A 26,916-nucleotide genomic window follows, 5' to 3' on the forward strand; every position below is an offset into this window, starting at 1 on the left:
ACGACCCCATGAACATCACTGACGACATCCTGATGGCCTACGTCGACGGCGAGCTCGACCCCGGCGCCGTGGCCGCGGTGGAGCAGGCGATGCGCGACGACCCGCAGGTCGCGGCCGCTGTCGCCGCCCAGCGGGCGCTGCGCGAGCAGTTGCGGCGGGCGTTCGCGCCGGTGATGGACGAGCCGGTGCCGGCGCGCCTGCGCGATGCCGCGCTCGCCACCCGGGCCACGGACGCTCCAAACGACTCGGCCACGGTCGCCTCGCTCGACGCCGCCCGCGGACGACAGGGCCGCCGCCCGGCCGATACACCCGCACTGGCGGACCGACCCGCGCGCCGCGCCCGCCGCTGGCCCACGCTCGCCGCGCTGGCCGCCTCGCTGGCGCTGGGCGTGCTGGTCGCGCCGTGGCTGCGACCGGACGGTCCGGCGGAGTTGATCGACGTCGGCGAGGGCGGGCTGGTCGCGCAGGGCGCGCTGGCCGCGGCGCTCGATGCGCGTCTCGCGTCCAGCGCCGGCGACGCCGCGGTTGATGTCGGCTTCAGCTTCCGCGACCGCGACGGCCGCTACTGCCGGACCTTCGTGGTCGAGTCGCGCGCGCTGGCCGGGCTGGCGTGCCGCGGCGACGGTGGCTGGCGGGTCACCGCCACCGGCGCCAGCGAGCCGGCCGGCGGCGACCTGCGGCTGGCGTCGTCGCCGCTGCCGCCGTCGGTGCTGGCCGAAGTCGACGCACGCATCGACGGCGAGCCGCTCGACGCCGCCGCCGAACGGGCCGCGCGCGACGCCGGCTGGCGCTGACCGGGCGCCTGCGACCGCCCTCACGCGCACGCGTCGCCGCCGCGGTCATCACGCCGCCATGCCCGCGCCCCGGCATCATGCGTGGCTCGCTGTCATGGTGGGCCGCGACGCGGAGAACCCGTGGCGACCCACCGCCGTCGCCCCGCCGCCCGAGCCTGCATGCCGCTTCCAAACTGTGAGCAACTCTTCCAGTCGTCGCCCAACGCCTACATGGTGCTGGACCGCCAGCTGCGTTTCATCGAGGCCAACCAGGCGTATGCGCAACTGACCGGGCGCAGCCGCGACGAACTGATCGGGCGCTGCCTGTTCGACGTGTTCCCCGGAACCCGCAACCCGGACGGCAGCTCGCAGGTCGAGCAGCTGCGTGCGTCGATCGAGCGCGCGTTCGCGACCGGCGAGCGCGACGTGCTTGCGTTGATCCCGTACCGCGTTGGCGACGGCGATGCGCCGTCCGGCGAGGTGCGCTACTGGAGCGCCACCCACACGCCCTTGCGCGACGCGAACGGCGCGGTGTCCGCGGTGATGCAGCACACCACCGACGTCACCGCCATCCAGCGGCTGCGCGAGGAAGTGCGCCAGGCGCGCGCCGCGGCCGGCCCGACGATGGAGCAACTGTCCGAAGGCGTGTTCGAGCGCGCCGCCAGCGTGCAGCGCGACAACCTGCGGCTGGCCGCGCGGGAAGGCTTCATGACCGACCTGTTCGAGCAGGCGCCGGGCTTCATCGCGGTGCTGCGCGGGCCCGACCACGTGTTCGAGCTGGCCAACGACGCCTACGAGCAACTGGTCGGGCGCCGCGACCTGATCGGCCGCGGCGTCCGCGAGGCGCTGCCGGAGCTGAGCGGGCAGGGGTTCTTCGAACTGCTCGACCAGGTCCGCAGCACCGGGCGGCCGTTCGTCGGGCGCAGCGTCCCGGTCGAGCTGAACGACATCGACGGGCTGCCGCGCACGGTGTTCGTCGACTTCGTCTACCAGCCGGTGCGCGGCGCATCGGGCGCGGTCGAGAGCATCTTCGTGCAGGGCTCCGACGTGACCGACCGCGAGACCGCGCTGGACGCGCTGCGGCAGAGCGAATCGCGCTTCCACACCATCGCCGACCTGCTGCCGCAGATGGTCTGGTCGACGCGCCCGGATGGCGAGGTCGAGTACTTCAACCGCCGCTGGTACGAGTTCACCGGCGATGGCCGGGGCGCCATCGGTGGCCACGCCTGGGTCGGCCGCGTGCACGAGCAGGACCGCGACCGTGCGCTCGCCGCGTGGCAGGCCAGCGTAGCGACCGGCGACCCCTACGAGGTCGAATACCGGCTGCGCGACCGCCACGGCGAACATCACTGGGTGCTGGCGCGCGGCCTGCCGGTGCCTGGCGCCGATGGCGCGCTGCTGCGCTGGATCGGCACCTGCACGCTGATCCACGAGCAGAAGCGCGTGCAGCAGATGCTCGAGGAGAGCCAGCAGGCGCTGCGGTCCGCCGACGACCAGCGCAACCGGTTCCTGGCGACGCTGGCGCACGAACTGCGCAACCCGCTGGCGCCGATCGCCAACGCCGCGCAACTGTTGAAGATGGCGCCGGACCGGCAGGACACCGTCAGCCACACCGCCGGCGTGATCGAGCGCCAGGCCGAGCACATGCGGCGACTGGTCGAGGACCTGCTGGACGTTTCGCGGGTGACGCGCGGCCAGGCCCGCCTGCACCTTGCCCCGGTGGTGCTGGTGGAGGCGGTGGCCGTGGCGGTCGAGCAGACCGCAGGCGCGGTCGCGGAGAGCCGCAACCGGCTGGAGGTGATCGACCGCGCGCCCGGGCTGCGGGTGCGCGGCGACGCGCTGCGCGTCACCCAGATCGTCGCCAACCTCGTCAGCAACGCGGCCAAGTTCACGCCGGCGGGTGGACGCATCGTGGTGGAGATCGACCGCGAAGGCGACGGCGACGATGCGCAGGCGTGCATCCGGGTGACCGATACCGGCATCGGCCTGCCGCCGGAACTGCTGGAGCAGGTGTTCGAGCTGTTCGTCCAGGCCGATGGTTCGGCCGCGCGCTCCGGCGGTGGTCTCGGTATCGGCCTGTCGTTGGCGCGCAGCCTCGCCCAGTTGCACGGTGGCAGCCTCGCCGCCCACAGCGACGGACCGGGACAAGGGTCGAGCTTCGTGTTGCGGTTGCCGGTCGAGCGCTGATTGCCGGACATGGAAAGGCCCCGCCGGAGCGGGGCCTTCGTCGACCGGCGTGGCTCAGCGGCCGTCGCGGTCGGCGTCGCCGGGCATCGCCCGCTCGATGTGGTGCCAGCCGTCGCGAACCGCTTCCTTCGCTTCGTTCCAGGCCAGGCGGGAGTTCGCCTTGGTGGCCTCCCAGCCGCGCTCCAGGTCGTTCTCGACCTCCTCGAAGCGCTGGCCCTCGCGCTGGCCGTACTGGGTGTAGCCGTACTTGTAGGCCGGCTCGTAGTCGTCCCAGCTGCGGGCGGTGTTGTAGTAGCTCGCCTGCTGGTAGTTGTTGCGGAAGTGTTCGGTGTACTGCTGCTCCGGAATGCGGGCCATGGTGGTCTCCGTCGGTTGGGGGAGGCCCTACGCTAGGTTGGCGTTCGCAATGCCGCCGTGAAGCCGGCAAGGCGCCGCAGACGTGCCGTTCAGCCTCGCGCCACCGCCGTGCAACCGGTCCGCAGGTCCAGCGCACGGGCGATGTCGCGCCAGTCGAACGCGGCCACCGCCATGTCGTCGTGCACCGCGTAGAACACGCCGGCGGGGAAGTTGGAGGTGCCGGGCTGGTGCAACCAGACGCCGTCGGTGTTGGCGGTGGTGGCACCGGCGAACGCGCCAAGGTGCGCGAGGCTCTCGCGGTCGAACACGTGGAACAGGCTGCGGTCCTTGAACTGGTCGGTCGCGAGCCAGTAGCCGCTGCCGTCGTCGCACTGCCACAGGGCGATGCCCTCGGCCTGCGCCTTGAACAGCCCTTCGCCGATGGTGCGGCCGGCGTAGTGGCCGTCCAGCCTGTACTCGCGCAGGGCGGTGCCGGTGGCGGTGTCCTCCTCGGCGACCAGCAGCCGGCCGTGCGTGGTGTCGCCCCAGATCGACTCGGGGATACGGATCGCGCCGGCGGCGGTGGTGTCGCCTTCGGTGCCGGCGGGCGTCGCCCGCACGGTGTCGCCGTCGATGCGCACGCGATAGCGGCGGACGCGCTCGTCCAGGTCGGCCAGCGGCGGGACGATGTCGTCGCCACGGGCGTCGACGCCGGCCATGTAGGCGTCGGTCACGCGCACGTCGTATTCGCCCGGCGCGGTCGCGTGCAGCCAGATGCCGTAGGGCTGGCGGAGTTCGCCCGCGCCGAACTGGCCGAGCGGCTCCATCTCCGGCAGCCGCAGCACCTGCACGCGGTGGTTGTCGCGCTCGACCACGAACACCAGGTCGTCGACCACGAAGATGCCGTTGGGACGGTCGAACCCGCCCGCACCGACGCCCGGCCGGCCGACCGGTGCCAGTGACGCGCCGGTGTCGCCGTCGTAGGCCATCAGCCGGCCGGTCGCCTTGGCCGTGGCCAGCAGCAGGGTGCGGCCGTCGGCGGCGCGCCACAACGCGGGCGAGTCGACGTTGTCGTCCGGCGTGCGGGCGGTGATGAAGGCTTCGGTGACCGTCTCGTACGCGACGCCGGCATCGGTCAGCATCGGGTCTTCGTCGTGGTGGTCGGGCTCGCGGTCTGCCGGCGCGGTGGCGCAGGCGGCGAGCAGGGTGGCGATGCAAACGACGGCGAAAGGAAGGCGGGCGAAGCGGGCGGGCATCGGGTGGCGTCCGGGTGACAGTGAGGTGGCGTTTCTATCACCGCCGGATGACAGCCCCGCGACATCGGCGTGCCTTGCGTGACGGCGCTTGCGCGGCGCCGGCGCGGTCATCGTTCCGCCATGTTCGTCGCCGATCGTGGCGGCTTTCCGGCCACCAGAGTCCTCCATGACGCCCAATGCACTCGCCGTCGGCCTTGCCCGCGCGCTGGCTGTTTCCTCGTTGATCGCGGTTCCGGCCGTGCACGCGCAGCAGGCCGGTGGCCCCGCCGCCGACGCGACCGAGCTGGACGCGGTGCAGGTCACCGGGCAGGCCGTCTACCGCGACCGCAGCGACGCCACCGCACCGACGCTGAGCTACGGCGTCGAGTACTTCCAGAAGTTCGAGCCGCGCACGGTCGGCGACATGCTCAAGCGGGTGCCGAGCGTGGCGTTCGTGTCGGACGTGCTGGAGTACGACGGCGCCCGCCTGCGCGGCCTCGGTGCCGGTTACACCCAGATCCTGATCAACGGCAAGAAGGTGCCCGGCGGCGGCAACGACCGCTCGTTCTTTGTCGACCGCATCCCGGCGGAGGTGGTGGAGCGGGTCGAGATCGTCCGCAGCGCCAGCGCCAACCGCTCCGGCGATGCCGTGGCCGGCGCAATCAATATCGTGCTGCGCGATGCCTACGAGTTCGACGGCGGCTACGTGCGTCTGGGTGCGTCGCGCTTCGACGACGGCGAGGTCACGCCGACCGTGGCGGCGGTCGCCAGCGGCGCGGTCGGCGAGGGCCGCGTGCTGGCCGGCGTCAGCCATCAGGGCCGCTACAACCCCAAGCGCAAGACCAGCCTGCGCTACGCCGCGCCGGGCGGCGAATTCGACAACCGCGAGGACCAGTCCGACATCCGCGACGGCGACGACACCTCGTTCAACCTGTCGTACGTGCGCGATGTCGGCGATGTCGGCCGGCTGTCGCTGTCGGGCCTGTACGTGCGCACGGACCGAACCGAGACCGAACACTCGCGCGAGTACAACGTGCCCGTCGGCACCGCCCGCGACAACCTGCTGTCGGTCAACGACCAGCTCGAGGACATCCGCCAGGACAACTTCGCGTTCAAGGGCGACTACGTGTTCGACATGGCCGGTGGCGAGACCGCGTTCGGCGTGAGCTTCGCCCGCTTCGACGAGGACACCGTCGGCACCGAGGTGGAGGTCGGGTACGACGACGGTGAGACACCGCCGGCGTGGGACGGGTACGAGGGCGAGCGCCGGCTGGTGGCGCTGCGCGACGACGAGTCGGGCGCGAGCGTGTCGCACCGCCGTCCGGTGGGCGCGGCCGAGCTGGAGTTCGGCATCGACGCGCTGCGCAAGGAGCGCCGGTTCGAGCAGCGCACCAGCGAGGTCGAGGCCGACGCGGAAGGCCAGCCGCTGCCGCCGTACGCGGAGTTCGACGCCACCGTGACCGACATCCGCGAGGACCGGCTCGACCCGTACCTGATGCTGTCCGGCAGCGCCGGCCGGCTCGACTGGGAGACCGGCCTGCGCATGGAGACCACCGACATCCGCATTGACGCCGACGGCGCGGGCTTCGAGCAGGACGAAAACCAGTTGCTGCCATCGGCCCACCTGCGCTGGAACATCACCGGGCAGGACCGCCTGAGCCTGTCGCTGGCCCGCACGGTGCGCCGGCAGTCGTTCGACCACCTCACCCCGGTGCTGCTGGAGGGCGAGTACGGCGACAACGATTTCATCGGCAACCCGATGCTGGAGCAGGAGACCGCGGTCGGGCTCGACCTCGGCTTCGAGCACCGCCTCGGCAAGCGCGGCGTGGTCGGCGTCAACCTGTTCTACCGCGACGTCGGCGACCTGATCGAGCTGGTCAGCACCGGCGAGCCGAGCGAGAGCGCGGTCGAGGACCACGAGGACGACGTGGCCGACTTCGTCGACGGAAACCCCGGCGCCGGGCCGACCACGCCGGGCTACCCGGTGTTCGACCCCGACAGCTTCGTCTACACCGCCGCCAACGTCGGCGACGGCGAGGTGTTCGGTGTCGAGCTCGACCTGTCGACGCCGCTAGACGCGCTGGGCCTGCCGGACACCGGCGTGTTCCTCAACTACTCGTGGCTGGACAGCCGCGTCGACGACGCGATCGGCGAGCGCCGCTTCAACGACCAGGCGCGTTCGGTGTTCAACATCGGTTTCATCCAGGATCTGCCAACGCTGGGCATGAGTTTCGGCGTCAGCTACCGCGACCAGGGCAACGCCTACGCGCGCCTGCTGGCCGAGGAGGTGACGACCGCCTACGGCGAGGACCTCGAGGCCTTCGTCGAGAATCGCTTCGGCCGCAGCTGGTCGGTGCGCCTGACCGGCACCAACCTGCTGGACGCGTCCAAGGACGAGGTGTTCCACAAGTTCGACACCCTCGGCGACCAGATCGAGCGCGACTACGACGAGTACGAACTCGAGTCGGAAGTCGCCGGGCCGGTGTACCAGATGGTCGTGCGCTACGCGTTCTGACCGGCGCTGGCCGGGCGTGGCGGGCGCGGCTCAGCCGTAGCGCGCGGCGCCCTCGTGCACCGCGTCGCCTTCGGGCCGCGCGGTGTGGCGGCGCAGCCAGTCGGCGAAGTCGGCCTCGGACAGGGAGCCTTCGGCGAGGGCGAGCATGGCCACGTATTTGTCTTCGTCGCGTGCCACCAGCGTCACGCCGTTGAGCGCGAGGAAGGTGCGGTAGCAGACGTGGGCGGTTCGCTTGTTGCCGTCCAGGAACGGATGGTTGCGTGCCAGTCCGTACGCGAGGCTGGCCGCGAGCGCGGCGATGTCCGGCGGCGGGTCACCGTAGGTGTGCAACTGGCGCGGACGCGCCAGCGCGGAGTCGAGCAACGCCTCGTCCCGTACCCCGGATTGCCCGCCGTGCTCGGCGAGCTGGCGGTCGTGGATGGCGAGCGCCAGCGGCTTTTCGATCCAGATGATCATCGGCCGCTCACTGCGCGAGCTTGTGCAGCACGGCGCGGTCCTCGCGCATGACCTTTTCCGCCACCTCCATCTGCGCCGCCAGCGTGGGGTCGTAGGTGGTCAGCCGCACGCCGTCCGGGGTCTCGATCGCGAACAGCTCGTCGCCCTTCTCCAGCCGCAGGCGCGAGAGCAGGTCCTTCGGGAGGATGACGCCGGCGGAGTTGCCGATGGCGGTGATCTTGAGCTTCATGTCGGGCGGTCCAGTTCGGTTATTACGGACGTTATACCGACGCCGCGTGCCGGGCAACCCGTGGAATCCGGGAGCGACGCCAGTCGCCACCGGCAGGGCCGCAGTACGCGACGACCTCGCCAGACAAAAAAGGCCCCGCACTTGGCGGGGCCCCTGGTCCTGCTGTCCGGCGGCAGCCGTCAGGACACCATCGGCTCGCTGAACGCCTCGATCTCGCCGGCGAACTCGTTGATCGGCACGCAGCTGCAGAACACGTTCTTGTCGCCGTAGACGTTGTCGACGCGCGCCACCGGCGGCCAGTACTTCTGCTGGCGCAGCACCGGCAGCGGGAAGGCCGCCAGCTCGCGCGGGTAGGCGTGGGTCCACTCGGTCGCCGAGACCTGCGCGGCCGTGTGCGGGGCATGCTTGAGGGGATTGTCCCCGCGGTCGAGCTTGCCGTCCTCGATCGCGCGGATCTCCTCGCGGATCTGGATCATCGCGTCGCAGAAGCGGTCCAGCTCGTGCATCGATTCGCTCTCGGTGGGCTCCACCATCAGCGTGCCGGCCACCGGGAAGCTCAGCGTCGGGGCATGGAAGCCGAAGTCGATCAGGCGCTTGGCGACGTCCTCGGCCGACACGCCGGTGGCCTTCTCCAGCGGGCGCAGGTCGAGGATGCACTCGTGCGCGACCAGGTTGTTGCGGCCGGTGTACAGGGTCGGGTAGTGCGGGGCGAGCCTGCGGGCCACGTAGTTGGCGTTGAGCATCGCCACCTGGCTGGCCTTGCGCAGCCCCTCGCGGCCCATCAGGGTGATGTACATCCAGCTGATCGGCAGGATGGACGCGCTGCCGAAGGTCGCCGCGGACACCGCGGCGCCTTCGCCCACGCCCTGGGTGCGCACGCCGTCGCCGCCCAGCGCACGTGGCAGGTAGGGGGCCAGGTGCGACTTGACCGCGCACGGGCCGACGCCCGGGCCGCCGCCGCCATGCGGGATGCAGAAGGTCTTGTGCAGGTTGAGGTGGGACACGTCCGAGCCCCACTTGCCCGGCTTGGCCAGGCCGACGAGCGCGTTCATGTTGGCGCCGTCGGTATACACCTGGCCGCCGTGCTTGTGGACGATCTCGCAGATCTCGACCACGTCCTCCTCGAACACGCCGTGGGTGGACGGGTAGGTCATCATGATCGCGGCGAGGCGGTCGGAGTACTTCTCGGCCTGCGCGCGGATGTCCTCGACATCGACGTTGCCGTCCTTGTCGCACTTGGTCACCACCACCTTCATGCCGCACAGCTGCGCCGACGCGGGGTTGGTGCCGTGGGCCGACTCGGGGATCAGGCAGATGTCGCGCTGGGCCTCGCCGCGGGCGCGGTGGTAGGCGCGGATCGCCAGCAGGCCGGCGTACTCGCCCTGCGCGCCGGAGTTGGGCTGCAGGCTGACGTTGTCGTAGCCGGTGACCTCCACCAGCATCGCCTCCAGCCCGTCGATCAGCTCCTTGTAGCCCTGCGTCTGCGCGGCTGGCGCCAGCGGGTGGATGTTGGCGAACTCCGGCCAGGTGATCGGCAGCATCTCGGCGGTGGCGTTGAGCTTCATCGTGCACGAGCCCAGCGGGATCATCGTGCGGTCCATCGCCAGGTCCTTGTCGGCCAGCGAGCGCATGTAGCGCAGCAGCTCGTGCTCGGAGTGGTGGGTGTTGAACACCGGGTGGGTCAGGAAGCGGCTGGTGCGCAGCAGGCCCTGCGGCAGCGCGTCGGCGGTAGCGGTGTCGAGCGCGTCGATATCGGTGATCTCGGCGCCGAACAGGCCGGCCAGCGCGGCGATGTCCTCGCGGGTGGTGGTCTCATCCAGCGCGATGCCGAGGCTGCCGTTGTCGATCACGCGCAGGTTGATGTGGGCCTGCTGCGCACGATGGTGCAGCGCGCCGGCGTCGATGCCGGTGACATGCAGAGTGTCGAAGAACTGATCGCCGACCGTCACGCCGGCCTTGCGCAGCACGCCGGCGAGGATCGCGGCCAGCCGGTGGGTGCGGCGGGCGATGCGGACCAGCCCCTCGGGGCCGTGGTAGACCGCGTACATCGAGGCCATCACCGCCAGCAGCACCTGCGCGGTGCAGATGTTGGACGTCGCCTTCTCGCGGCGGATGTGCTGCTCGCGGGTCTGCAGGGTGAGGCGGTAGGCGTTGTTGCCTTCCACGTCGACCGACACGCCGATCAGGCGGCCCGGCATCGAGCGCTTGTAGGCGTCGCGGCAGGCCATGAACGCCGCGTGCGGGCCGCCGAAGCCGTACGGCACGCCGAAGCGCTGGGTGTTGCCGACCACGATGTCGGCGCCCCATTCGCCGGGCGCGGCGATGAGCGTCAGCGCCAGCAGGTCGACCGCGACGCACACCAGGCCCTGGCGCGCGTGCACCGCGTCGCTGATGGCCTGGTAGTCGGCGCCGAAGCGGCCGTAGGTGTCGGGGTACTGCAGCAGCACGCCGAAGGATTCGGTGGTGGCGGCCTCGGACTCGTCGCCGAACACCAGTTCGATGCCGATCGGCTCGGCGCGCGTGCGCAGCACCTCGACCGTCTGCGGGTGCACGGCGTTGGAGACGAAGAACACGTTCGACTTCGACCGCGCCGAGCGCTTGGCCAGCGTCATCGCCTCGGCCGCCGCGGTGCCTTCGTCGAGCAGCGAGGCGTTGGCGATCTCCATGCCGGTCAGGTCGGCGCACATGGTCTGGAAGTTGATCAGCGCTTCCATCCGGCCCTGCGAGATCTCCGCCTGGTACGGGGTGTAGGCGGTGTACCAGGCCGGGTTCTCGAGGATGTTGCGCAGGATGACGTTCGGCGTGTGGGTACCGGCGTAGCCCTGGCCGATGAAGCTGCGGAACACCTGGTTGCGCTTGGCGATGCCGCGGATCTTCGCGAGCGCCTCTACCTCGCTGATCGCCTCGGGCAGGGCGAGCGCCTCGGCCGAGCGGATCGAGCCGGGGACGATGGCGTCGGTGAACGACTCCAGCGAGTCGTGGCCGACCACGCGCAGCATCTGCGCGATTTCGGCGTCGTTGGGGCCGATGTGGCGCTCGATGAACGCATCGTGGTGCTCGAGCGAACGCAGGGAGGTGTTCTGGGTCATGGCGGGACTCTGGTCGGCAGGGCAGGGAGGCGGCGGAATGCTACGCGCGCGGTGCAGCACGCGGGGCGCCCCTCTGTCCTTTTGCCTGAGAGTTCGGAAGCGGGCTCCGTGACGGCAGCGGGGGGAGGGTCGCTTCGTGCACCTTCGGCGCCGGATTGAACCGGTCTCTCCAGAGTGTTTTCACAGCCGGTGGTACGGGGGCCTGAGCGATTACGGGCGTTGCGCCTTCGGCAGCGGCCTGGCCCGGGGGCTGGCCGCTTCTCCCACCGGCTGGTGGATCACCCGGCGATTATAGGCCTCAGCGGAGCCGGACGGGATGGTCCGTCCCGGCCCGCACCGTTGCGCCGCCGCCCCCGTTGCCCGACCCTCGACCCACCGCCTCGACCTCGACGTCGACCCACCCACGAGGCGCCTGTAGGAGCGACGTGAGTCGCGACCCGCCGACCGGCCGCGACCTCGGCCAGGTCGCGACTCACGTCGCTCCCACGGGCGCCCCGGCCTATCAAGAAGCCCGCGCCATGTCCGAGCCCCCATTCACCCTCCGCCAGATCGACCACGTCGTCATCCGCGCCCGCGACCCCGCCGCGCTGGAGGCGTTCTATTGCGACGTGCTGGGCTGCACCGTCGAGCGCCGGCAGGACGGCATCGGCCTGGTCCAGCTGCGCGCCGGCGCCTCGCTGATCGACCTGGTCGACGTCGACGGCAAGCTGGGCCGCATGGGCGGGGCCGCCCCGGGCGCCGAGGGCCACAACATGGACCACCTGTGCCTGCGGGTAGACCCGTTCGACCGCGAGGCGATCGTCGCCCACCTGCAGGCGCATGGCGCCACCGTCGGCGAGTTCGGCTCCCGCTACGGCGCCGAGGGCGACGGGCCGTCGCAGTACCTGCAGGACCCGGAGGGCAACGTGGTCGAGCTGAAGGGCCCGCCGGACGCCTGAGCGCTCACGACATCGGGTTCGCCGGCGTCCGCTCCGGGTCGCCCGGCAGCGGGATGCACTCGCCGTCGTCCAGGTCCGGCAGCTTCATCCGGCCGGCGCGCCAGTCGGCCTTGGCCTGCTCGATGCGCTCCTTCGAGCTGGACACGAAGTTCCATTCGATGAACCGCTCGCCCAGCGGCTCGCCGCCGAGCACCATCAGCAGCGTCCCCTCGCAGGCGGTCACCGCGGCCGGGCGGCCGGGGCTGAACACCAGCATCCGGCCCTCGCCGTGCCGCTCGCCGGCGGCCTCGACGCTGCCGCGGACCACGTAGGCCGCGCGCTCGCGGTGGTCGTCGGGCAGGGCGAAGGTGGCGCCGGCGGCCAGCTCGCAATGCAGGTAGAACAGCGGCGAGCGCGTCTTCACCGGCGACACCAGCCCGTAGGCGCTGCCGGCCACCAGCCGCCCGCGCACGCCGCCTTCGTCGAAAGCCGGCAGCACGCCGGCGCCGTAATGGTCGAACGCCGGGTCCATCTCCTCGTCGGCCCGTGGCAGCGCCACCCACGCCTGGATGCCGTCCAGCGACCCGCCGTGCGCGCGGGCCTGCTCGAAACGCTCCGAGTGGGTGATGCCGCGGCCGGCGGTCATCCAGTTGACCTCGCCGGGGCGGATCGGCTGCTCCGAGCCGACGCTGTCGCGGTGCATGATCTCGCCGTCGAACAGGTAGGTGATGGTCGACAGCCCGATGTGCGGATGCGGGCGCACGTCGACGTCGTCGGGGATGCCGGGGGCGAAATCCACCGGCCCCATGTGGTCGAAGAACACGAACGGCCCGACCATCCGCCGCTTGGCGAACGGCAGCACCCGGCCCACTTCGAACCCGCCCAGGCTGCGGCGGCGTTGGTCGATCACCATGTCCAGCATGCGTGCGTCCTCCGGTCTGCGGTGCCCCATGGTGCCCCGGCGGGGGGCAACCCGTATCATCACGCGGCGTTGCTGACGGACCAGAAACGATCCGCCGATGGCCACCGGCCCGGCATCCATTACAGGGGGTTCGATGAAACTGGTCTTTCCCGGCGGGGAACACCCGCAGGTCCTGCTCGATGCCGGCGTTAACCGGGTGGGTTCCGACCCGCACGGCCAGGTCGTCATCAACCGCCCCGACATCGCCCCGCGCCTGTGCCAGCTGCACGTCACCGCGCAGGGCGTGATGCTGGACGTGCCCGAGGGCGCCAGCATCGAGGTCAACGGCCGCCGGGTGGACGGCCTGATCGCGCTGCGCCCCGGCGACAGCGTCGCCCTCGGCGGCATCGAGGCGCGGCTGGCCGGTGTCGGCACCGTGCTGCCGGCCGCCGGCGATGCGCTGGAGGCGTTGCCGCCGGCCAACGACGACCTCGGCGCCACCACGGTGCGCCCGGTGGTGCCGGAGTTCGTGCTGCGCTGCGTGGCCGGCAGCCTGTTCGGCCGCAACGTGCCGGTGCACGGCGTGGTCACCTTCGGTCGCGCGCCCGAATGCACCGTCACCGTCGAGGACTCCGGCCTGTCGCGCCTGCACGCCCGGCTGCTGCCCGGCGACGGCCATCTGGTGCTGGAGGACATGGGCTCCAGCAACGGCAGCTTCGTCAACGGCCGCCGCGTGGTCCGCGCCGAGGTGCGCACCGGCGACGAGATCGGCATGGACACGCTGCGCTTCCGGGTGGTGTCCAACACCCGTGCCGACGAGGCGCGCCGGCCCGCGCGGGACGACTCGGGCCAGCCGGGCTGGGTGATGCCGGTGCTGGCGGCACTGGCGGTGGTCGCGGCCGGCATCGCCGCCTACCTGCTGGCCTGAGCCCGCAGCCGGATGAAGCGCAACGTCGCCATGCCCGCCGCCTTCCTCGGCCACGGCAGCCCGATGAACGCGCTGGAGCGCAACCGCTTCACCGAGGCGTGGCGGGCATTCGGCGCCTCGGTGCCGCGGCCACGGGCGATCCTGATGGTCTCCGCGCACTGGTACGTCAACGCCACCGCGGTCACCGCGATGGCGAGGCCGCGCACCATCCACGACTTCTTCGGCTTCCCGCAGGCGCTGTTCGACGTGCAATACCCGGCGCCGGGGCTGCCCGAGCTGGCCGAGGAGGTCGCCGACTTCGCCAGCCCGGATTTCGTCGGCCGCGACCTCGATGGCTGGGGCCTGGACCACGGCACCTGGTCGGTGCTGGTGCACGCCTTCCCCGACGCCGACATCCCCGTCGTGCAGCTGTCGATCAACGCACTCAAGCCACCGCAGTGGCACCTCGAACTCGGCGCCCGGCTGGCCCGGCTGCGCGAGGCCGGCGTGCTGCTGATGGCCAGCGGCAACGTGGTCCACAACCTGCGCGCGATCGACTGGGCCCAGCCCGACACCGGCTTCGACTGGGCCCGGCGCTTCGACGAGCACGCCCGCGCGGTGCTGACCGAGCGCCCCGGCGAGGCCGACTCGCTGGTCGCCCACCGCGACTACGCGATGGCCGCGCCCACGCCCGAGCACTTCCTGCCGGTGCTCTACATCGCCGGCGCCGCCGCCGCGGCCGGCACCCCGGCGCAGGTGCTGGTGGACGGCTACGCCTACGGCTCGCTGTCGATGACCAGTTACGGCGTCGGCTGCGCCTGCCCCGAAACCGGCGACGCACTGCCCGGCGCCGCGCCGCTGCCCGACGACGTGCCGGCCGACGAGACCAACACCTGAGCACCTGTTCCGCTACGAGCCCGGCATCTCGGTCACCTCCAGCGTCGGCCGCTTCGGCATCGGCGACATCCGCATCCGCGGCCTCGGCGGCAACCGCGTGCGCATCGAGACCGACGGCATCGCCGTGCCCGACGCCTACGCCATCGGCAGCTACTCCAACGCCAACCGCAACTTCGTCGACCTCGACACCCTCAAGCGGGTCGAGATCGTGCGCGGCCCGGGCAGCGCGCTGTACGGCTCCGATGCACTGGGCGGCGTGGTCGCCTTCGTCACCAAGGACCCGTCCGACTACCTCGACGACGGCGAGCGCGCCCACTTCGAGGCCAAGCTCGGCTTCGAGAGCGCCAACGACGGCCTGTTAAGCGGCGCCACGCCACGGCCCCGCCGACGACGGCGAGAACGCCCGCTGGCTGGCGCAGATCGACGCCCGCGCCGACGCCGTGCGCCGCGCGCTGCCGTTCCGCCGGGTGAAGGTGGAAACCCTGCGCGAGGACTGGCCGGAGGAGCGCGAGGCCGCCGAGGCCCGCATCCGCGGCTTCGTCGCGCGCGCCGCACAGGAGGACGGCCGCGCCATCGTCATCCCGTTCCGCGTGCAGGGCTTCGGCCCCTACGGCCGCGTGCTGGAAGGCCTGGACTACGCCGCCAACGAGCGCGGGCTGGTGCCCAACGCGCAGGTGCGCGAGTGGGTGGACCGGCAGGCGCGGATGCTTGCGGCCGGCCGCTGGTAGGCACCGCGGCGCAAGGTGGTAGCGGCGGTACGGATGCCGCCGCCTGAGGGGACAGGGATGTCCCCGGCCTTGCCGACGGCCGACAGCCGGCTGGCCGCGGCCGGTTGACCGGCGGCCCGCGCGTTTGCGGCTCTGGGCCGTGCAGCGCGGTTCGCGGCGCGCAGGTGGGGCAGAATCGCCCGCTTTGAACGCACGCCAACCATCAGGGGGAACAACATGAAATACATCCTGGCCGCAATGCTCGCCGTGACCGCATCGGGCTGCGTGGTGATTCCCGAGGACCTGCTCGGCCGGTTCGGTGGCGGCACCGTGCTGGTCTGCCACAAGGGCAAGAAGACCATGGAACTGCCGCGCGAGGCGCTCAACGGCCACCTCAACCACGGCGACCACCGCGGGCCCTGCTGACGGGCGCCGCAGCGCAACCGCCGCGCGTGGCGCCCGCAATGCCATGCGCCGCGGTTTGACCGCCGCGCATGCCACGCGCCGCGCCGCGCGCGGCCCTTGCAGCGGCGACGGCCGCAGTTCAACCGCCGCGCGCCACGCTCCAACCGCCGTTCGCCGCGCTGCGACCGGCACGCGCCGCGCTTGAACCACGGCGCGTCGCGCGCAGAGTGCGGCGCGTGCCACTTGCAGCGCGGCGCATGCCGTCCAAAGCGGCGCGCGTGCCGCTTTTTTCGCCACGCACGCCACTTCAAGTGGCAACGATGGCGCTTATTTCGCCATCCGCGGCACTTCAAACGGCGCGGCCGGCGCCGGCGCGCGGGCAGCAAAAAGGCCGCCCGGGGGCGGCCTTGCAGGGTGGGGTGGGCACCGGCCCGCCAGCGGCGCGGCTCACGCCGGCTCGGGGGTGCCCTCGCTGTTGCGGGCGGTGCGGGCGAAACGGGTGCCCAGCTCCTTGCGCAGCCCTTCCAGCCCCTGATTGCGGCCCGACACCTTCAGCAGCGCGTAGCCGTCCAGCGCGCAACGCATCACGTCGCTGCCCAGCGCAATCTCGGTGTCGGTGGCGCGCTCGGCCAGCCGCTGCAGGCGCAGCACAAGCGGGCGCAGCCGGTCCAGCGCCTCCAGGTCGGCCTGCGCCTCGGCCAGCTTCAGGCTCGGCGGCACCACCTGCGGGTTCTGCGCCAGCACCGCCAGCGTCTGCCGGCAGAACGCCTCGGACTTGTCGCCCATGCGCGCCAGCTTGCGGCGCTGCGCGGTGGACATCGCCACCATGCCGGACAAGTTCGTCTCAAGGTCGGTCATCGCCTGCTCGGACGCCGCCAGCTGGGTGTCGTCGAGGGAGAAGTCGGTGATGTTCTGGGACACGGCAAGATCCTTCTGCGTTCCATGTGTCGCCCCGGGACCGGCACGCCGCGCGCGCCTGCAAATCCGTAGGGGTCGCTCCGGCGGGCGGCGGGCGCCGCGGCGGGGGAGCGGGGAGAGTGTCGGGGACGGGGAGTGGGGTGTCTGTAGGAAAATGCCGCGACAGGTCGTGGGAAAAATCGCACATCGGGTTGCGCGTTCTATCCGATGGGTCGTGCATCCGTGTCGCCGGATGAGACGCGCCCGCGGCATGATGGCCCCCGGGTAGGGAAGGGGAGATCCGCATGACCGTGTTGACCGAACGCTTCACCCGCGCCGTGGACCACGCGCGCATCGCCCACGCCGCGCAGGTGCGCAAGGGTTCCGGCATCCCGTACCTGTACCACCTGCTTGGCGTGGCCAGCCTGGTCATCGAGTTCGGTGGCGACGAGGACCAGGCCATTGCCGGCCTGCTGCACGACCTGATCGAGGACTGCGGCGAAGCACACGAGCCGATCATCCGCGCGCAGTTCGGTGGCCGCGTGGCGGACATCGTGCGGGCCTGCACCGACGGCACCGCCGAGGGCAAGGCCAGCCACGCCGACCCGGAGGCCAAGCGCCGCGACTGGCTCGCCCGCAAACAGGCCTACCTTGCACACCTGCACGAGGCCGGCGGCGACGTGCTGCTGGTGTCGGCCTGCGACAAACTGCACAACGCCCGCGCCATCGTGCAGGACCTTGAGAACCCCGGCGTGGGCACCGCCGTGTTCGCCCGGTTCACCGGTGGCCGTGATGGCACCTTGCAGTACTACGAATCGCTGGCGCGGACGATGGCCGCCCGCGATGTGGCGGTGGCGCCAGTGCTGGATGCGGTGGTGGGGCGGATGCATGAGCTGGCCGGTGCGCTTCCGCGGCATCCGCTGGCGCAGTCCTGAAGGGCTGGCCGGCATGGCTCCACCGGTGCAACCGCGGCGTGGAAGGCCTCTACGGCAAGGACGGCTGGAGTATCGTCCGCACCTCCCAATCCTGACCCGCCCGGCAACGCCGGGCGTCTGTCTGTCACCACAAAGGCAGCGGCACCCATGATCACCGGCACCATCAAGTCCCAGGTCGACAACATCTGGAACGCCTTCTGGGCGGGCGGCATCGCCAACCCGATGGAGGTCATCGAGCAGATGACCTATCTGCTCTTCATCAAGCGGCTGGACGAGCTGCACACCGCGAAGGAGAAGAAGGCAAACCGCCTGCAGCGCGAGATCGAGGCGCCGATCTTCAACAGCCAGCAGCAGCACCTGCGCTGGTCGGTGTTCAAGCAGATGGGCGACGCCGCCGCCATGTACGACGTGGTCGCCAACAAGGTCTTCCCCTTCATCAAGAGCCTGGGCGAGGAGGACTCCACTTACGCCACCCACATGAAGGACGCGCGCTTCACCATCCCCACGCCGGCGCTGCTGGCCAGGGTGGTGGACATGCTCGATGCGATCCCGATGGATGACCGCGACACCAAGGGCGACCTGTACGAGTACATGCTCGGCAAGATCGCCAGCGCCGGGCAGAACGGCCAGTTCCGCACCCCGCGCCACATCATCAAGCTGATGGTCGGGATGATGGCGCCCAAGCCGTCCGACACCATCTGCGACCCCGCCTGCGGCACCGCCGGCTTCCTCGTCGCCGCCGCCGAGTACCTGCACCAGCACCACCAGCAGGAGATCTACGCCGACAAGAAGTCCGTCCAACGCTTCAACCACGACACCTTCCACGGCTTCGACTTCGACAGCACCATGCTGCGGGTCGGCTCGATGAACATGCTGCTGCACGGCGTCGAGAACCCGGCCATCGAGAACCGCGACTCGCTCAGTGAGGGCCATGCCGGCGTGGCCGGGCAGTTCAGCCTGATCCTCGCCAATCCGCCGTTTTCGGGCTCGCTGGATTACGACAGCTGCGCGAAAGATCTACTGAGTGTCGTTAAGACAAAGAAGACCGAAGTGCTGTTTCTTGCGCTCTTTTACCGCCTGTTGAAGCAGGGCGGAAGGGCAGCGGTCGTAGTCCCCGCAGGCGTATTGGAGTCTGACGGCAAGGCCCTAACAACGATTCGCCAGATGTTGATTGAGGAGCTCAGATTGGAGGCCGTTGTGAAGCTGCCTCATTGGGTCTTCAAGCCGTATGCAAGTGTGGACACATCGATACTGGTCTTCTCGAAGGGAGGCAAGACGGACAACGTATGGTTCTATCGGGTTGAGAACGACGGATTTGCAGACGATGCGCAAAAAACCCCGGTCGCTGGATCGGAGATTTCAGAGGTTCTTCGACTTTGGAGTCAGCCTGAAGAGCGGGCGAGGTCCATGAGCGAACGCAAACATCGGATGGTCCCTGTCGAAGAAATTAGGCGCAACGGATACGACCTCTGCCCGCCAATGTATTTGAGCGGACACCGATATCCGAAGAGTGTTCGTACCGCAAAGCTTGGATCACTCTTTAACATAGCAAAGGGATCAGCCGCTGCCGCGTCTGCACTTGAGGAGGGCCCCTTTCCGATGTTCACCTCGTCAATGGTTCCGAAGCGGTCTGTTTCTGCTCCTTACGCAGGCCCAGCCCTTTGCATTCCGACTGTTTCATCAACAGGGCACGGTCATGCTTCGATCAATGGGATCCATTTGGCAGAAGGAAGCTTTGATGCGGCGTCGATCACCGCGGTTTTGACACCTAAGAGCGCTAATGTCCCCGTAAATGAGATTTACTATTATCTTACGGCGCATAAAGATGAACTTTTAGTTCCGATGATGCGCGGTGCAACAAATAAATCGTTGAATATTGATCGTCTTCGGGAGCTTGATGTGCCCTTGTTGGAAGTGGAATCCTCCCAAGGCAGAGCGGTTGGAAATTTGCTGGCACAGAAGAAGCAAATTCAGGAATTGGAAATCGAGCTGAAAAGGCTTAGGGCCGAGCATAAGGAAAGTATTGAGCAGCTTCGAAGTGTCCTCACGTGAGTATGAGTTCTTCCTTGTGGGGCTGAATTCGGAGAGCCCTGTATCGGCAATGCCGCTGTACGCGAGACTCGAGTAGCCAATGCCCGCCTACCAGCTACCCTTCCAGCTCACCCACCGCATGACCGCGCTGGTCGCGGAGATCGCCGAGCGGCTGGGTGCCTGGAAGGCGGCCAATCGCGGCGCGCTGGTGCCGGCGCTGCGCCGGAGCAACCGCATCCGCACGCTGCAGGCGTCGCTGGCGATCGAACAGAACACCCTCAGCGTCGAGCAGGTCACCGCGGTGCTGGCCGGCAAGCCGGTGCTCGGCTCGCCGAAGGAAATCCACGAGGTGCGCAACGCCTTCGCCGCCTACGAGGCGATGGAGCACTGGCAGCCGTACCGGCTGGACGACCTGCTGCAGGCCCACGGGCTGTTGATGGCGGGGCTGGTGGACCACCCCGGCGCGCTGCGCGGCGGCGATGTCGGCATCTGGCGCGGCGACCGGCTGCTGCACATGGCGCCGCCGGCCGGGCAGGTGCCGCGGCTGGTCAACGACCTGCTGGGCTGGCTGCGCGCCACCGACGCCCATCCGCTGGTCGCCTCGGCCGCGTTCCACTACGACTTTGAGTTCATCCACCCCTTCAGCGACGGCAACGGCCGCATGGGGCGGCTGTGGCAGACCCTGGTCCTGTCGCGCTGGCAGCCGATGCTGGCGTGGCTGCCGGTGGAAACGGTGATCCGCCACCGCCAGCAGGACTACTACGCACAGCTGGCGCAGGCCGACGCGCGCAGCGATTGCACCGGATTCATCGAGTTCATGCTGCAGGCGATTGCCGACAGCCTCGACGAGGCCATCGCCAGCGAGGTGTCGGTAGAAACGACGGCAGAAGTGTCGGTGGAAAAGCCGCCGGGCACGGCCGAACGGGTGCTGGCGCTGCTGCGCCGGCAACCGGAACTGACCCTGGCCGAGGTGGCGCGGGGCCTTGGCTGCTCGGCACGCACGGTGGAGCGCGCCGCCGCCCGGCTGCAGGCCGACGGGCGGCTCCGCTATGTTGGCCCGAAGAAGGGCGGGCACTGGGAAGTCCTGTAAGGGGGAGCGGTGAGCAACTTCGGGTTTCTGCAGTTCGAGTTCAAACCGCTCCAGGAGCCGGCCCGGGGCGCCGAGCAGCTGGTGTACTCCGACCCGCGCGCAGCCTGCATGCGCACCCGCCACGCGCTGGAGCAGGCGGTGCATTGGCTGTACGCGCATGACGTGACGCTGCGGATGCCGTACGACAACAGCCTCGGCGTGCTGCTGACGCAGCCGGCGTTCGAGCAGTTGCTGCCGCCGCACATCCACCAGAAGGCGCGGCTGATCCAGAAGCTCGGCAACCAGGCCGTGCACGGCAACCACCCGGTGGGCAGCGGCGATGCCCGCCGGCTGGTGCGCGAGCTGTTCCACGTGCTGTTCTGGCTGGCCCGCACCTACACCCGCGCCAGCGACCCCAAGAGCATCGACGCGGAGTGGGACGAGCGGAAGATCCCGCAGCTGGTCCGCGCCGACGAGGCGGTGGCCTTCACCCGCGAGGAGCTGGAAAAGCAGGAAGCAAAATTCCGCCAGCAGATCGAGGCCCAGCACGGCGAGCTGGAAGCGCGCGAGGCGCGCATCGCCGAGACCGCGGCGACGCTGGCCGAACGCGAGGCGGCGATTGCCGAGCTGGACGCCCAGCTGGCGCAGGTGCGCCGGCAGCTGGCGGAGGCCAAGGCCGCCAACATCGCGGTGCCGGACGCGCACGACTACAACGAGGCCGACACCCGGCGGTTCTTTATCGACGTGCTGCTGCGCGAGGCCGGCTGGGAGGTCGGCGGCAACGCCTCGGCCGAAGTGCCGGTCAGCGGCATGCCCAACCAGCAGGGCGAGGGCTTTGCCGACTACGTGCTGTCGGGCCGCGACGGCAAGCCGCTGGCGGTGGTGGAGGCCAAGCGCAGCTTCACCGACCCCGACGTGGGCCGGCAGCAGGCCAAGCTCTATGCCGACTGCCTGGAACAGGAAAAGGGCCAGCGCCCGCTGATCTTCTACAGCAACGGCCACCGCACCTGGCTGTGGGACGACCGCCGCGCGCCGCCGCGTGAGGTGCAGGGCTTCTACACCCGCGAGGAGCTGGAGCTGGCGATCCAGCGGCGCGGCCTGCAGCAGGACCCGCGCACGCTGGCGGTGAACCGCGACATCGCCGGCCGCGAGTACCAGATCCGCGCCATCCGGGCGATGGCCGAAGCGCTGGTGTCCGGCCGCCGCGCCGGGCTGCTGACGATGGCGACCGGCACCGGCAAGACCCGCACCGCGATCGCGCTGGTGGACGTGCTGATGCGCGCCAACTGGGTCAAGCGCGTGTTGTTCCTCGCCGACCGGGTGGCGCTGGTCAATCAGGCAGCCAACGCCTTCAGGGCGCACCTGCCGAACTCCAGCCCGGTGAACCTGGTCACCGACAGGGACGGCGAGGGGCGGGTGTTCCTGTCCACCTACCCGACGATGATGGGCCTGATCGAACAGATGGAGGGCGACCGCCGCAAGTACGGCGTCGGCCACTTCGACCTGGTGATCATCGACGAAGCCCACCGCAGCGTGTACCAGAAGTACGGCGCGATCTTCCGCTACTTCGACAGCTACCTGGTCGGCCTGACCGCGACCCCGCGCGACGAGGTGGACCGCGACACCTATCACCTGTTCGGGCTGGAGACCGGCGTGCCGACCGATGCCTACGGGCTGGACGAGGCGGTGGATGACGGCTACCTCGTGCCGCCGAAGGCGAGTTCGGTGCCGATCCGGTTCCTGCGCGAGGGCATCCGCTACGACGAGCTGCCACCCGAGGAGCAGGAGCACTGGGAGTCGCTGGACTGGGGCGACCACGACGGGCCGCCGGACGAGGTGCACGCGGCGGAGGTCAACAGGCGGCTGTTCAACGAGGACACCGTCGACCTGATGCTGAAGCACCTGATGGAGCACGGGCTTAAGGTCGATGGCGGCGACAGGCTGGGCAAGACGATCATCTTCGCGGTGAACCAGCGGCACGCCGAGTTCATCGCCAGGCGCTTCGACCACCACTACCCGCAGTACAACGGCGGGTTCGCGCGGGTGATCACCCACTCGGTGAAGTACGCGCAGACCCTGATCGACGACTTCAGCCTGGTGGCCAAGCTGCCGCAGATCGCGATCTCGGTGGACATGCTGGACACCGGTATCGACGTGCCCGAGGTGGTGAACCTCGTGTTCTTCAAGGCGGTGCGCTCGAAGGTGAAGTTTCTGCAGATGATCGGCCGCGGCACGCGCCTGTGCCCGGACCTGTTCGGACCGGGCGGGGACAAGGAGGAGTTCCTGGTCTTCGACTTCTGCCAGAACTTCGAATACTTCAACGAGCATCCGGCCGGGGCCGCCTCGCCGCTGACCGAGCCGCTGGGCAAGCGGCTGTTCAAGCGGCGGCTGGAACTGCTGTCGCTGTTGCCGGCCGATGCGGCTGCCCGGAGCGGGGGTGCGGCCGACGGCCCCGCGGGCTATGCGGCGCTGGCCGAGTTGCGAAGCGGCGTCATCGACCAGCTGCACGGCGAGGTGGCGGCGATGAACCACGACAACTTCATCGTCCGTACCGAACTGGAGTACGTCACCCGCTTCACCGAGCGCGGCACGTGGGACGCGTTGGACGAAACCGCGCTGGTGGAACTGCGCGAACACGTCGCCGGCCTGCCGAGCCAGCAGGAGGCCGAGCACATCACCGCGAAGCTGTTCGACCTGGTCTGCGCGAGCCTGCAGGTGGCGCTGGTCAAGGCGTCGGGCGCCTTCCTCAACTACCGTGACCGGGTGATCGAGGTTGCTGCCGCACTTGAGACGCGCGAGGCGATCCCGATGGTGCGCGAGCAGATGGCGCTGATACAGGAGCTGCAGACCGAGGCATTCTGGCAGGACATCACGCTGCCGATGATCGAGTCGGTACGGCGGAAGATCCGCGGGCTGGTCCGCTTCATCGATCAGCGCTCGAACGACCCGGTCTATACCGTGCTGACTGACGAGATCGGCGAAGCCAGCGAGGTCAAGCTGGGCAGCTTCAGCACCGGCATCAACCTTGCCCAGTACAAGCGCAAGGTCGAGGCGTATATCCGCGCCAACGAGAACCACATCGCGATTGCCAAGCTGCGGCACAACAAACCGCTGACGCCAACCGACCTTGAGGAGCTGGAGCGTTTTGTCTACGGCGCCGAGGTGGTGGGCGGGCGCGAGGCGTTCGAGAAGCACTACGGCAGCGAGCGCCCGCTGACGGTATTCATCCGCTCGCTGGTGGGGCTGGACCGCAATGCGGCCAAGGAGGCGTTTGCGCAGTTCCTCGATGAGAACCGCTATTCCGCCGCGCAGATCCGCTTCGTCGAAATGGTGATCGACCACTTGACCCGCAGTGGCGTGATGGACCCCGGCCTGCTGTACGAGCCGCCCTTCACCGCGATCCACTACGAAGGGGTGGAAGGGGCATTCGGCGACGCGGATGCGGATGCGATCTTCCGGATCGTGGCGGAGATCAACGAGCGGGCGGCCGCGTAATTCAGGAGTTGGATGATGTTTCGTGTGGATATCGGCAAGAACCGAATCAGCAAGCTCAAGCAGGTGCGCTTTTCCGATCTGGGGTATACGGAGCGGAATCACCTGCAGGAATGGCTTGCCAACCAGCCCGACGCCCTCGGTGAGGAACTGCTCATCATCCAGAAGGAGTTCGACGGATTCGACGACACCAAGGAGCGCCTGGACCTGCTGGCGATCGACAAGCAGGGCGCTCTGGTAATCATCGAAAACAAGCTCGACGATTCCGGTCGCAACGTTGTATGGCAATCGCTCAAGTACGCCTCGTACTGCTCGACTCTCTCCAAGTCGCAGATCGCCGAGATCTTCCAGCGTTATCTGGACAAGACGACGCCGGGGACGGATGCGAAAGCCCTGATCTGCGAGTTCCTCGGCCAGGAGGAGTTCGCCGATGTTGTTGTCAATCCAGGCAATGACCAGCGCCTGATCATGGTGGCGGCGCAGTTCCGCAAGGAAGTGACCTCGACGGTGTTGTGGCTGCTCAAGCACCGGGTGCTGGTGAAATGTTTCCGCGCGACGCCATTCCAGCACGGGGATTCCGTCTATCTGAATATCGAACAGGTCATCCCGTTGCCGGAGGCCGAGGAACTGATGATCGGCATCTCGGAGAAAGAGAGCGAGGAGCAGTCATCCGAGCGCGGACAGGTGACCCGTTATCTATTGCGCGCCGAGTTCTGGCAAAAGACGCTGGAGGCGCTGGAGCACGCCAACGTGTCGCTCTATTCCAACGTGAATCCGACCCGCGACCATTGGTTGAATGCCGGATCCGGACTGAGTGGCGTGCCGTACACCATGATTTTCAACCGGGACGAAGCGCGTGTGGAGTTGACCATCGCACGGGCCTCCCGGGAAGAGAACAAGGCTCTATTCGACGCGCTATATGCCCGGCGCGGCGAGATCGAGGCGCTATTCGGGGAGCCACTCGACTGGCACCGCAACGATGAGAAGAAGGCCTCCAACGTATCGTTCGGAAAAGCCTTCGTCGGTCATGACCGCGAGAGTTGGCCCGAAATGACGGAGTGGTTGGTCGACCATTTGAGACGGCTCCACTCGGCCTTCCACCCGCAGTTCCCCCTGCTGAGGAAGGTGCTACGGAAGGAGCTGGTCAAGGAGCAGGCAACCGAAGCGGAGCTGTGAGCAAGCATCACTCCCTTCGCGCTCCCGCTCCCGGCCCGTTGCGTGAGGTCGCCGCGGGTTCACGCCGGCTCCGCGGCATCGCCCCTACCGTCGGTGCGTCTCTCTGCCCCGGAGCCCCCATGGCCGACGAAATCCCGAAGACCCCGCTCGACCACGTCACCGACCTCGCCACCCAGCTCAAGGAGATGCGGCATTACTCGAAGAACAACGTCGAGCTGCTGACCGCGCAGTGGCTCAAGTTCGACGAGGGCAAGCTGAAGAAGCTCGGCGAGTCGAAGACGATCGAGGACCTGATGACGCGGCAGGGCGAGTTCCACGACGCGCTGGAGGCGGCGATCACCGAGCTGGACGAGCTGGCCGAGGAGTTGAAGCCGCCGCCGGAAGAGGGCTGACCGGGCGGGCGTCGCAAAGCGGCGGCCCCGGCAAGGCGGCGGGCGTGGCGGCGTTGTTATCCTGCGCCACCGCCCCACGCCCGACCCCATGACCGCATCCGCGTCGCCGATCCCGCTGCGCCGTCTCGCCCTGCTGCTGGGCGGGCTGGCGATGTTCGGGCCGTTCTCGATCGACACGATCTTCCCGGCGTTCCCGCAGATGGGCGCGCAGCTGGGCGCCGACAAGCTGGCGATGCAGCAGACGATCAGCGTGTACCTGATCGCCTACGCGGTGACGAGCGTGGTGCACGGGCCGCTGTCGGACGCGATCGGGCGGCGCAGGGTGATCCTCGGCGGGCTGGCGGTGTTCGCGCTGGCGTCGGTGGGCTGCGCGCTGGCGCCGGACCTGGCGACGCTGCTGGCGTTCCGCGCGTTGCAGGGGCTGTCGGCCGGGGTCGGGCTGATCGTCGGGCGCGCGGTGATCCGAGACGTGCTCGACGGCGACGATGCGCAGCGGCTGATGAGCCAGGTGTCGATGATCTTCGGCGTGGCGCCGGCCATCGCGCCGATCATCGGCGGCTGGATCATCGGCTGGTCGCGCTGGCCGATGATCTTCTGGTTCCTGGTGGCGTTCTCGCTGGCGCTGCTGGTGGCCACCTGGAAGGTGCTGCCGGAGACGCACCCGCCGGAGGCGCGGCTGGTGCTGCGGCCGCGCCGGCTGGCGCGCGACTACGTGGCCATCCTGCTCAACCCGCGCTTCCAGCGGCTGGCCGCGGCGGCGGCGTTCAACTTCGGCGCGCTGTTTCTGTACATCGCCTCGGCACCGGCCTACGTGCTGGACCTGCTGCGGCTGGACGAGCGCCAGTTCGGCTGGTTCTTCGTGCCGACCATCGGTGGCATGGTGCTGGGCGCGTGGGTGTCGGGGCGCGCCGCGGGGCGGATCAGCGGGGCGCGGCTGGTGTCGATCGGCTTTGCGGTGTCGGCGGTGGCGGCACTGTTCAACGTGGCCTACAACCTGTCGGTCGACGCGCTGGCGCTGCCGTGGGCGGTGCTGCCGATGATGCTCAACGCGTTCGGCATCGCGCTGGTGTTCCCGATCCTGACCCTGGCGGTGCTGGACATGTACCCGCGCCAGCGTGGCTCGGCGTCGTCGCTGCAGGCGTTCACCGCGCTGGTCAGCAATGCGCTGATCGCCGGGCTGCTGTCGCCGTGGATCAGCGGCAGCGGTCTGTGGCTGGCGGTCGCGGCGGGGTTGTTCACCGCCGTCGGCTGGGCGTTCTGGCGCTGGGAATCGGTGGTGTCGCGGGGCTGAATCCGGCCATCGGACGCGGTACGGCCGTAGGAGCGACGTAAGTCGCGACCCACTGACCCGGCAACAACACCGCGTTCAA

At 69.4% G+C, this 26,916-nt stretch carries 22 protein-coding genes, 1 pseudogene and 1 riboswitch; of the genes and pseudogenes, 16 read left to right on the forward strand and 7 right to left on the reverse strand.

The genetic code is table 11. The annotated features are described in order from the left end of the window. The first annotated feature begins 8 nt into the window (after positions 1–8). Together N799_RS05250 and N799_RS14315 are read left to right on the forward strand one after the other, a co-directional pair. Entirely contained in the window at positions 9–794 is a 786-nt protein-coding gene (locus tag N799_RS05250) for an anti-sigma factor family protein (protein ID WP_036208865.1), read from the forward strand. Positions 795–953: 159 nt separating this feature from the next. After that, positions 954–2,960: a PAS domain-containing sensor histidine kinase gene (locus tag N799_RS14315; RefSeq protein ID WP_081974701.1), complete on the forward strand. Its 2,007-nt coding sequence runs from the start codon at positions 954–956 to the stop codon at positions 2,958–2,960. A gap of 54 nt (positions 2,961–3,014) precedes the next feature. Here the strand turns inward: N799_RS14315 and N799_RS05260 are convergent, their stop codons facing one another. Continuing rightward, positions 3,015–3,317, reverse strand: coding sequence for a hypothetical protein (locus N799_RS05260; RefSeq protein ID WP_052101254.1), 303 nt, complete (start codon positions 3,315–3,317; stop codon positions 3,015–3,017). 89 nt (positions 3,318–3,406) lie between these two features. After that, positions 3,407–4,552, reverse strand: coding sequence for a phytase (locus N799_RS05265; protein WP_036208867.1), 1,146 nt, complete (start codon positions 4,550–4,552; stop codon positions 3,407–3,409). Positions 4,553–4,718: 166 nt separating this feature from the next. On the opposite strand from N799_RS05265, the gene N799_RS05270 reads away from it, so the two are divergent. Next, positions 4,719–7,046 carry a TonB-dependent receptor plug domain-containing protein gene (locus N799_RS05270; protein ID WP_036208870.1) on the forward strand — a complete coding sequence of 776 codons (2,328 nt, stop codon included), beginning with the start codon at positions 4,719–4,721 and terminating at the stop codon, positions 7,044–7,046. A gap of 30 nt (positions 7,047–7,076) precedes the next feature. Here N799_RS05270 and N799_RS05275 read toward each other — a convergent pair whose 3' ends face one another. The 3 genes from N799_RS05275 to gcvP all read right to left on the reverse strand — a co-directional run bounded on the left by N799_RS05275 (position 7,077) and on the right by gcvP (position 10,820). Then, entirely contained in the window at positions 7,077–7,502 is a 426-nt protein-coding gene (locus N799_RS05275) for a type II toxin-antitoxin system death-on-curing family toxin (RefSeq protein ID WP_036208873.1), read from the reverse strand. 7 nt (positions 7,503–7,509) lie between these two features. Further along, positions 7,510–7,731, reverse strand: coding sequence for an AbrB/MazE/SpoVT family DNA-binding domain-containing protein (locus N799_RS05280; protein ID WP_036208876.1), 222 nt, complete (start codon positions 7,729–7,731; stop codon positions 7,510–7,512). A 179-nt stretch (positions 7,732–7,910) separates the two neighbouring features. Further along, positions 7,911–10,820, reverse strand: coding sequence for an aminomethyl-transferring glycine dehydrogenase (gcvP, locus tag N799_RS05285; protein WP_036208879.1), 2,910 nt, complete (start codon positions 10,818–10,820; stop codon positions 7,911–7,913). Positions 10,821–10,883: 63 nt separating this feature from the next. Beyond that, positions 10,884–11,003, reverse strand: a riboswitch (glycine riboswitch). Between the two features lie 335 nt (positions 11,004–11,338). Here gcvP and N799_RS05290 point away from each other — a divergent pair. Then, complete coding sequence (locus N799_RS05290; protein ID WP_036208882.1) at positions 11,339–11,758, forward strand: VOC family protein; 420 nt, start codon at positions 11,339–11,341, stop codon at positions 11,756–11,758. Positions 11,759–11,762: 4 nt separating this feature from the next. Here N799_RS05290 and N799_RS05295 read toward each other — a convergent pair whose 3' ends face one another. Further along, entirely contained in the window at positions 11,763–12,656 is an 894-nt protein-coding gene (locus N799_RS05295) for a pirin family protein (RefSeq protein WP_425476953.1), read from the reverse strand. A gap of 136 nt (positions 12,657–12,792) precedes the next feature. Between N799_RS05295 and N799_RS05300 the strand changes: the two genes are divergently transcribed. The 5 genes and pseudogenes from N799_RS05300 (at position 12,793) to N799_RS05315 (ending at position 15,575) form a co-directional block, all read left to right on the forward strand. Next, complete coding sequence (locus N799_RS05300) at positions 12,793–13,566, forward strand: FHA domain-containing protein (protein ID WP_036208889.1); 774 nt, start codon at positions 12,793–12,795, stop codon at positions 13,564–13,566. A 12-nt stretch (positions 13,567–13,578) separates the two neighbouring features. Beyond that, positions 13,579–14,442 carry a 4,5-DOPA-extradiol-dioxygenase gene (gene ygiD, locus N799_RS05305; protein WP_036208892.1) on the forward strand — a complete coding sequence of 288 codons (864 nt, stop codon included), beginning with the start codon at positions 13,579–13,581 and terminating at the stop codon, positions 14,440–14,442. Positions 14,443–14,446: 4 nt separating this feature from the next. Continuing rightward, positions 14,447–14,815, forward strand: a pseudogene (locus N799_RS15910) (TonB-dependent receptor plug domain-containing protein); the annotation flags it as partial. Positions 14,816–14,882: 67 nt separating this feature from the next. Further along, positions 14,883–15,170, forward strand: a complete 288-nt coding sequence (locus N799_RS15915) for a hypothetical protein (protein ID WP_036208895.1) — start codon at positions 14,883–14,885, stop codon at positions 15,168–15,170. Between the two features lie 216 nt (positions 15,171–15,386). Beyond that, positions 15,387–15,575 carry a hypothetical protein gene (locus tag N799_RS05315; RefSeq protein ID WP_036208898.1) on the forward strand — a complete coding sequence of 63 codons (189 nt, stop codon included), beginning with the start codon at positions 15,387–15,389 and terminating at the stop codon, positions 15,573–15,575. Positions 15,576–16,001: 426 nt separating this feature from the next. Here N799_RS05315 and N799_RS05320 read toward each other — a convergent pair whose 3' ends face one another. Beyond that, positions 16,002–16,475 carry a hypothetical protein gene (locus tag N799_RS05320; protein ID WP_036208901.1) on the reverse strand — a complete coding sequence of 158 codons (474 nt, stop codon included), beginning with the start codon at positions 16,473–16,475 and terminating at the stop codon, positions 16,002–16,004. A gap of 281 nt (positions 16,476–16,756) precedes the next feature. On the opposite strand from N799_RS05320, the gene N799_RS05325 reads away from it, so the two are divergent. The 7 genes from N799_RS05325 to N799_RS05355 all read left to right on the forward strand — a co-directional run bounded on the left by N799_RS05325 (position 16,757) and on the right by N799_RS05355 (position 26,837). After that, positions 16,757–17,386, forward strand: coding sequence for an HD domain-containing protein (locus tag N799_RS05325; protein WP_036208904.1), 630 nt, complete (start codon positions 16,757–16,759; stop codon positions 17,384–17,386). A gap of 147 nt (positions 17,387–17,533) precedes the next feature. Then, positions 17,534–19,438, forward strand: a complete 1,905-nt coding sequence (locus N799_RS05330; RefSeq protein WP_052101255.1) for an N-6 DNA methylase — start codon at positions 17,534–17,536, stop codon at positions 19,436–19,438. A 79-nt stretch (positions 19,439–19,517) separates the two neighbouring features. Beyond that, the gene (locus N799_RS05335; RefSeq protein WP_036208906.1) at positions 19,518–20,507 is read left to right on the forward strand and encodes a Fic family protein; all 990 of its coding nucleotides are present in this window, start codon (positions 19,518–19,520) and stop codon (positions 20,505–20,507) included. A gap of 9 nt (positions 20,508–20,516) precedes the next feature. Then, positions 20,517–23,981, forward strand: a complete 3,465-nt coding sequence (locus N799_RS05340) for a DEAD/DEAH box helicase family protein (protein WP_036208910.1) — start codon at positions 20,517–20,519, stop codon at positions 23,979–23,981. Positions 23,982–23,993: 12 nt separating this feature from the next. Further along, the gene (locus N799_RS05345; protein WP_238978759.1) at positions 23,994–25,154 is read left to right on the forward strand and encodes a DUF4268 domain-containing protein; all 1,161 of its coding nucleotides are present in this window, start codon (positions 23,994–23,996) and stop codon (positions 25,152–25,154) included. 119 nt (positions 25,155–25,273) lie between these two features. Continuing rightward, on the forward strand, positions 25,274–25,546 hold the full coding sequence (locus N799_RS05350; RefSeq protein ID WP_036208913.1) for a hypothetical protein: 273 nt from the start codon (positions 25,274–25,276) through the stop codon (positions 25,544–25,546). A gap of 88 nt (positions 25,547–25,634) precedes the next feature. After that, a complete protein-coding gene (locus N799_RS05355) occupies positions 25,635–26,837 on the forward strand; it encodes a multidrug effflux MFS transporter (RefSeq protein WP_052101256.1) in 1,203 nt (400 codons plus the stop codon). Positions 26,838–26,916 lie beyond the last annotated feature (79 nt).

Origin of the sequence: Lysobacter arseniciresistens ZS79, from assembly GCF_000768335.1 — a bacterium.
In the GTDB taxonomy this organism is placed as follows: domain Bacteria; phylum Pseudomonadota; class Gammaproteobacteria; order Xanthomonadales; family Xanthomonadaceae; genus Novilysobacter; species Novilysobacter arseniciresistens.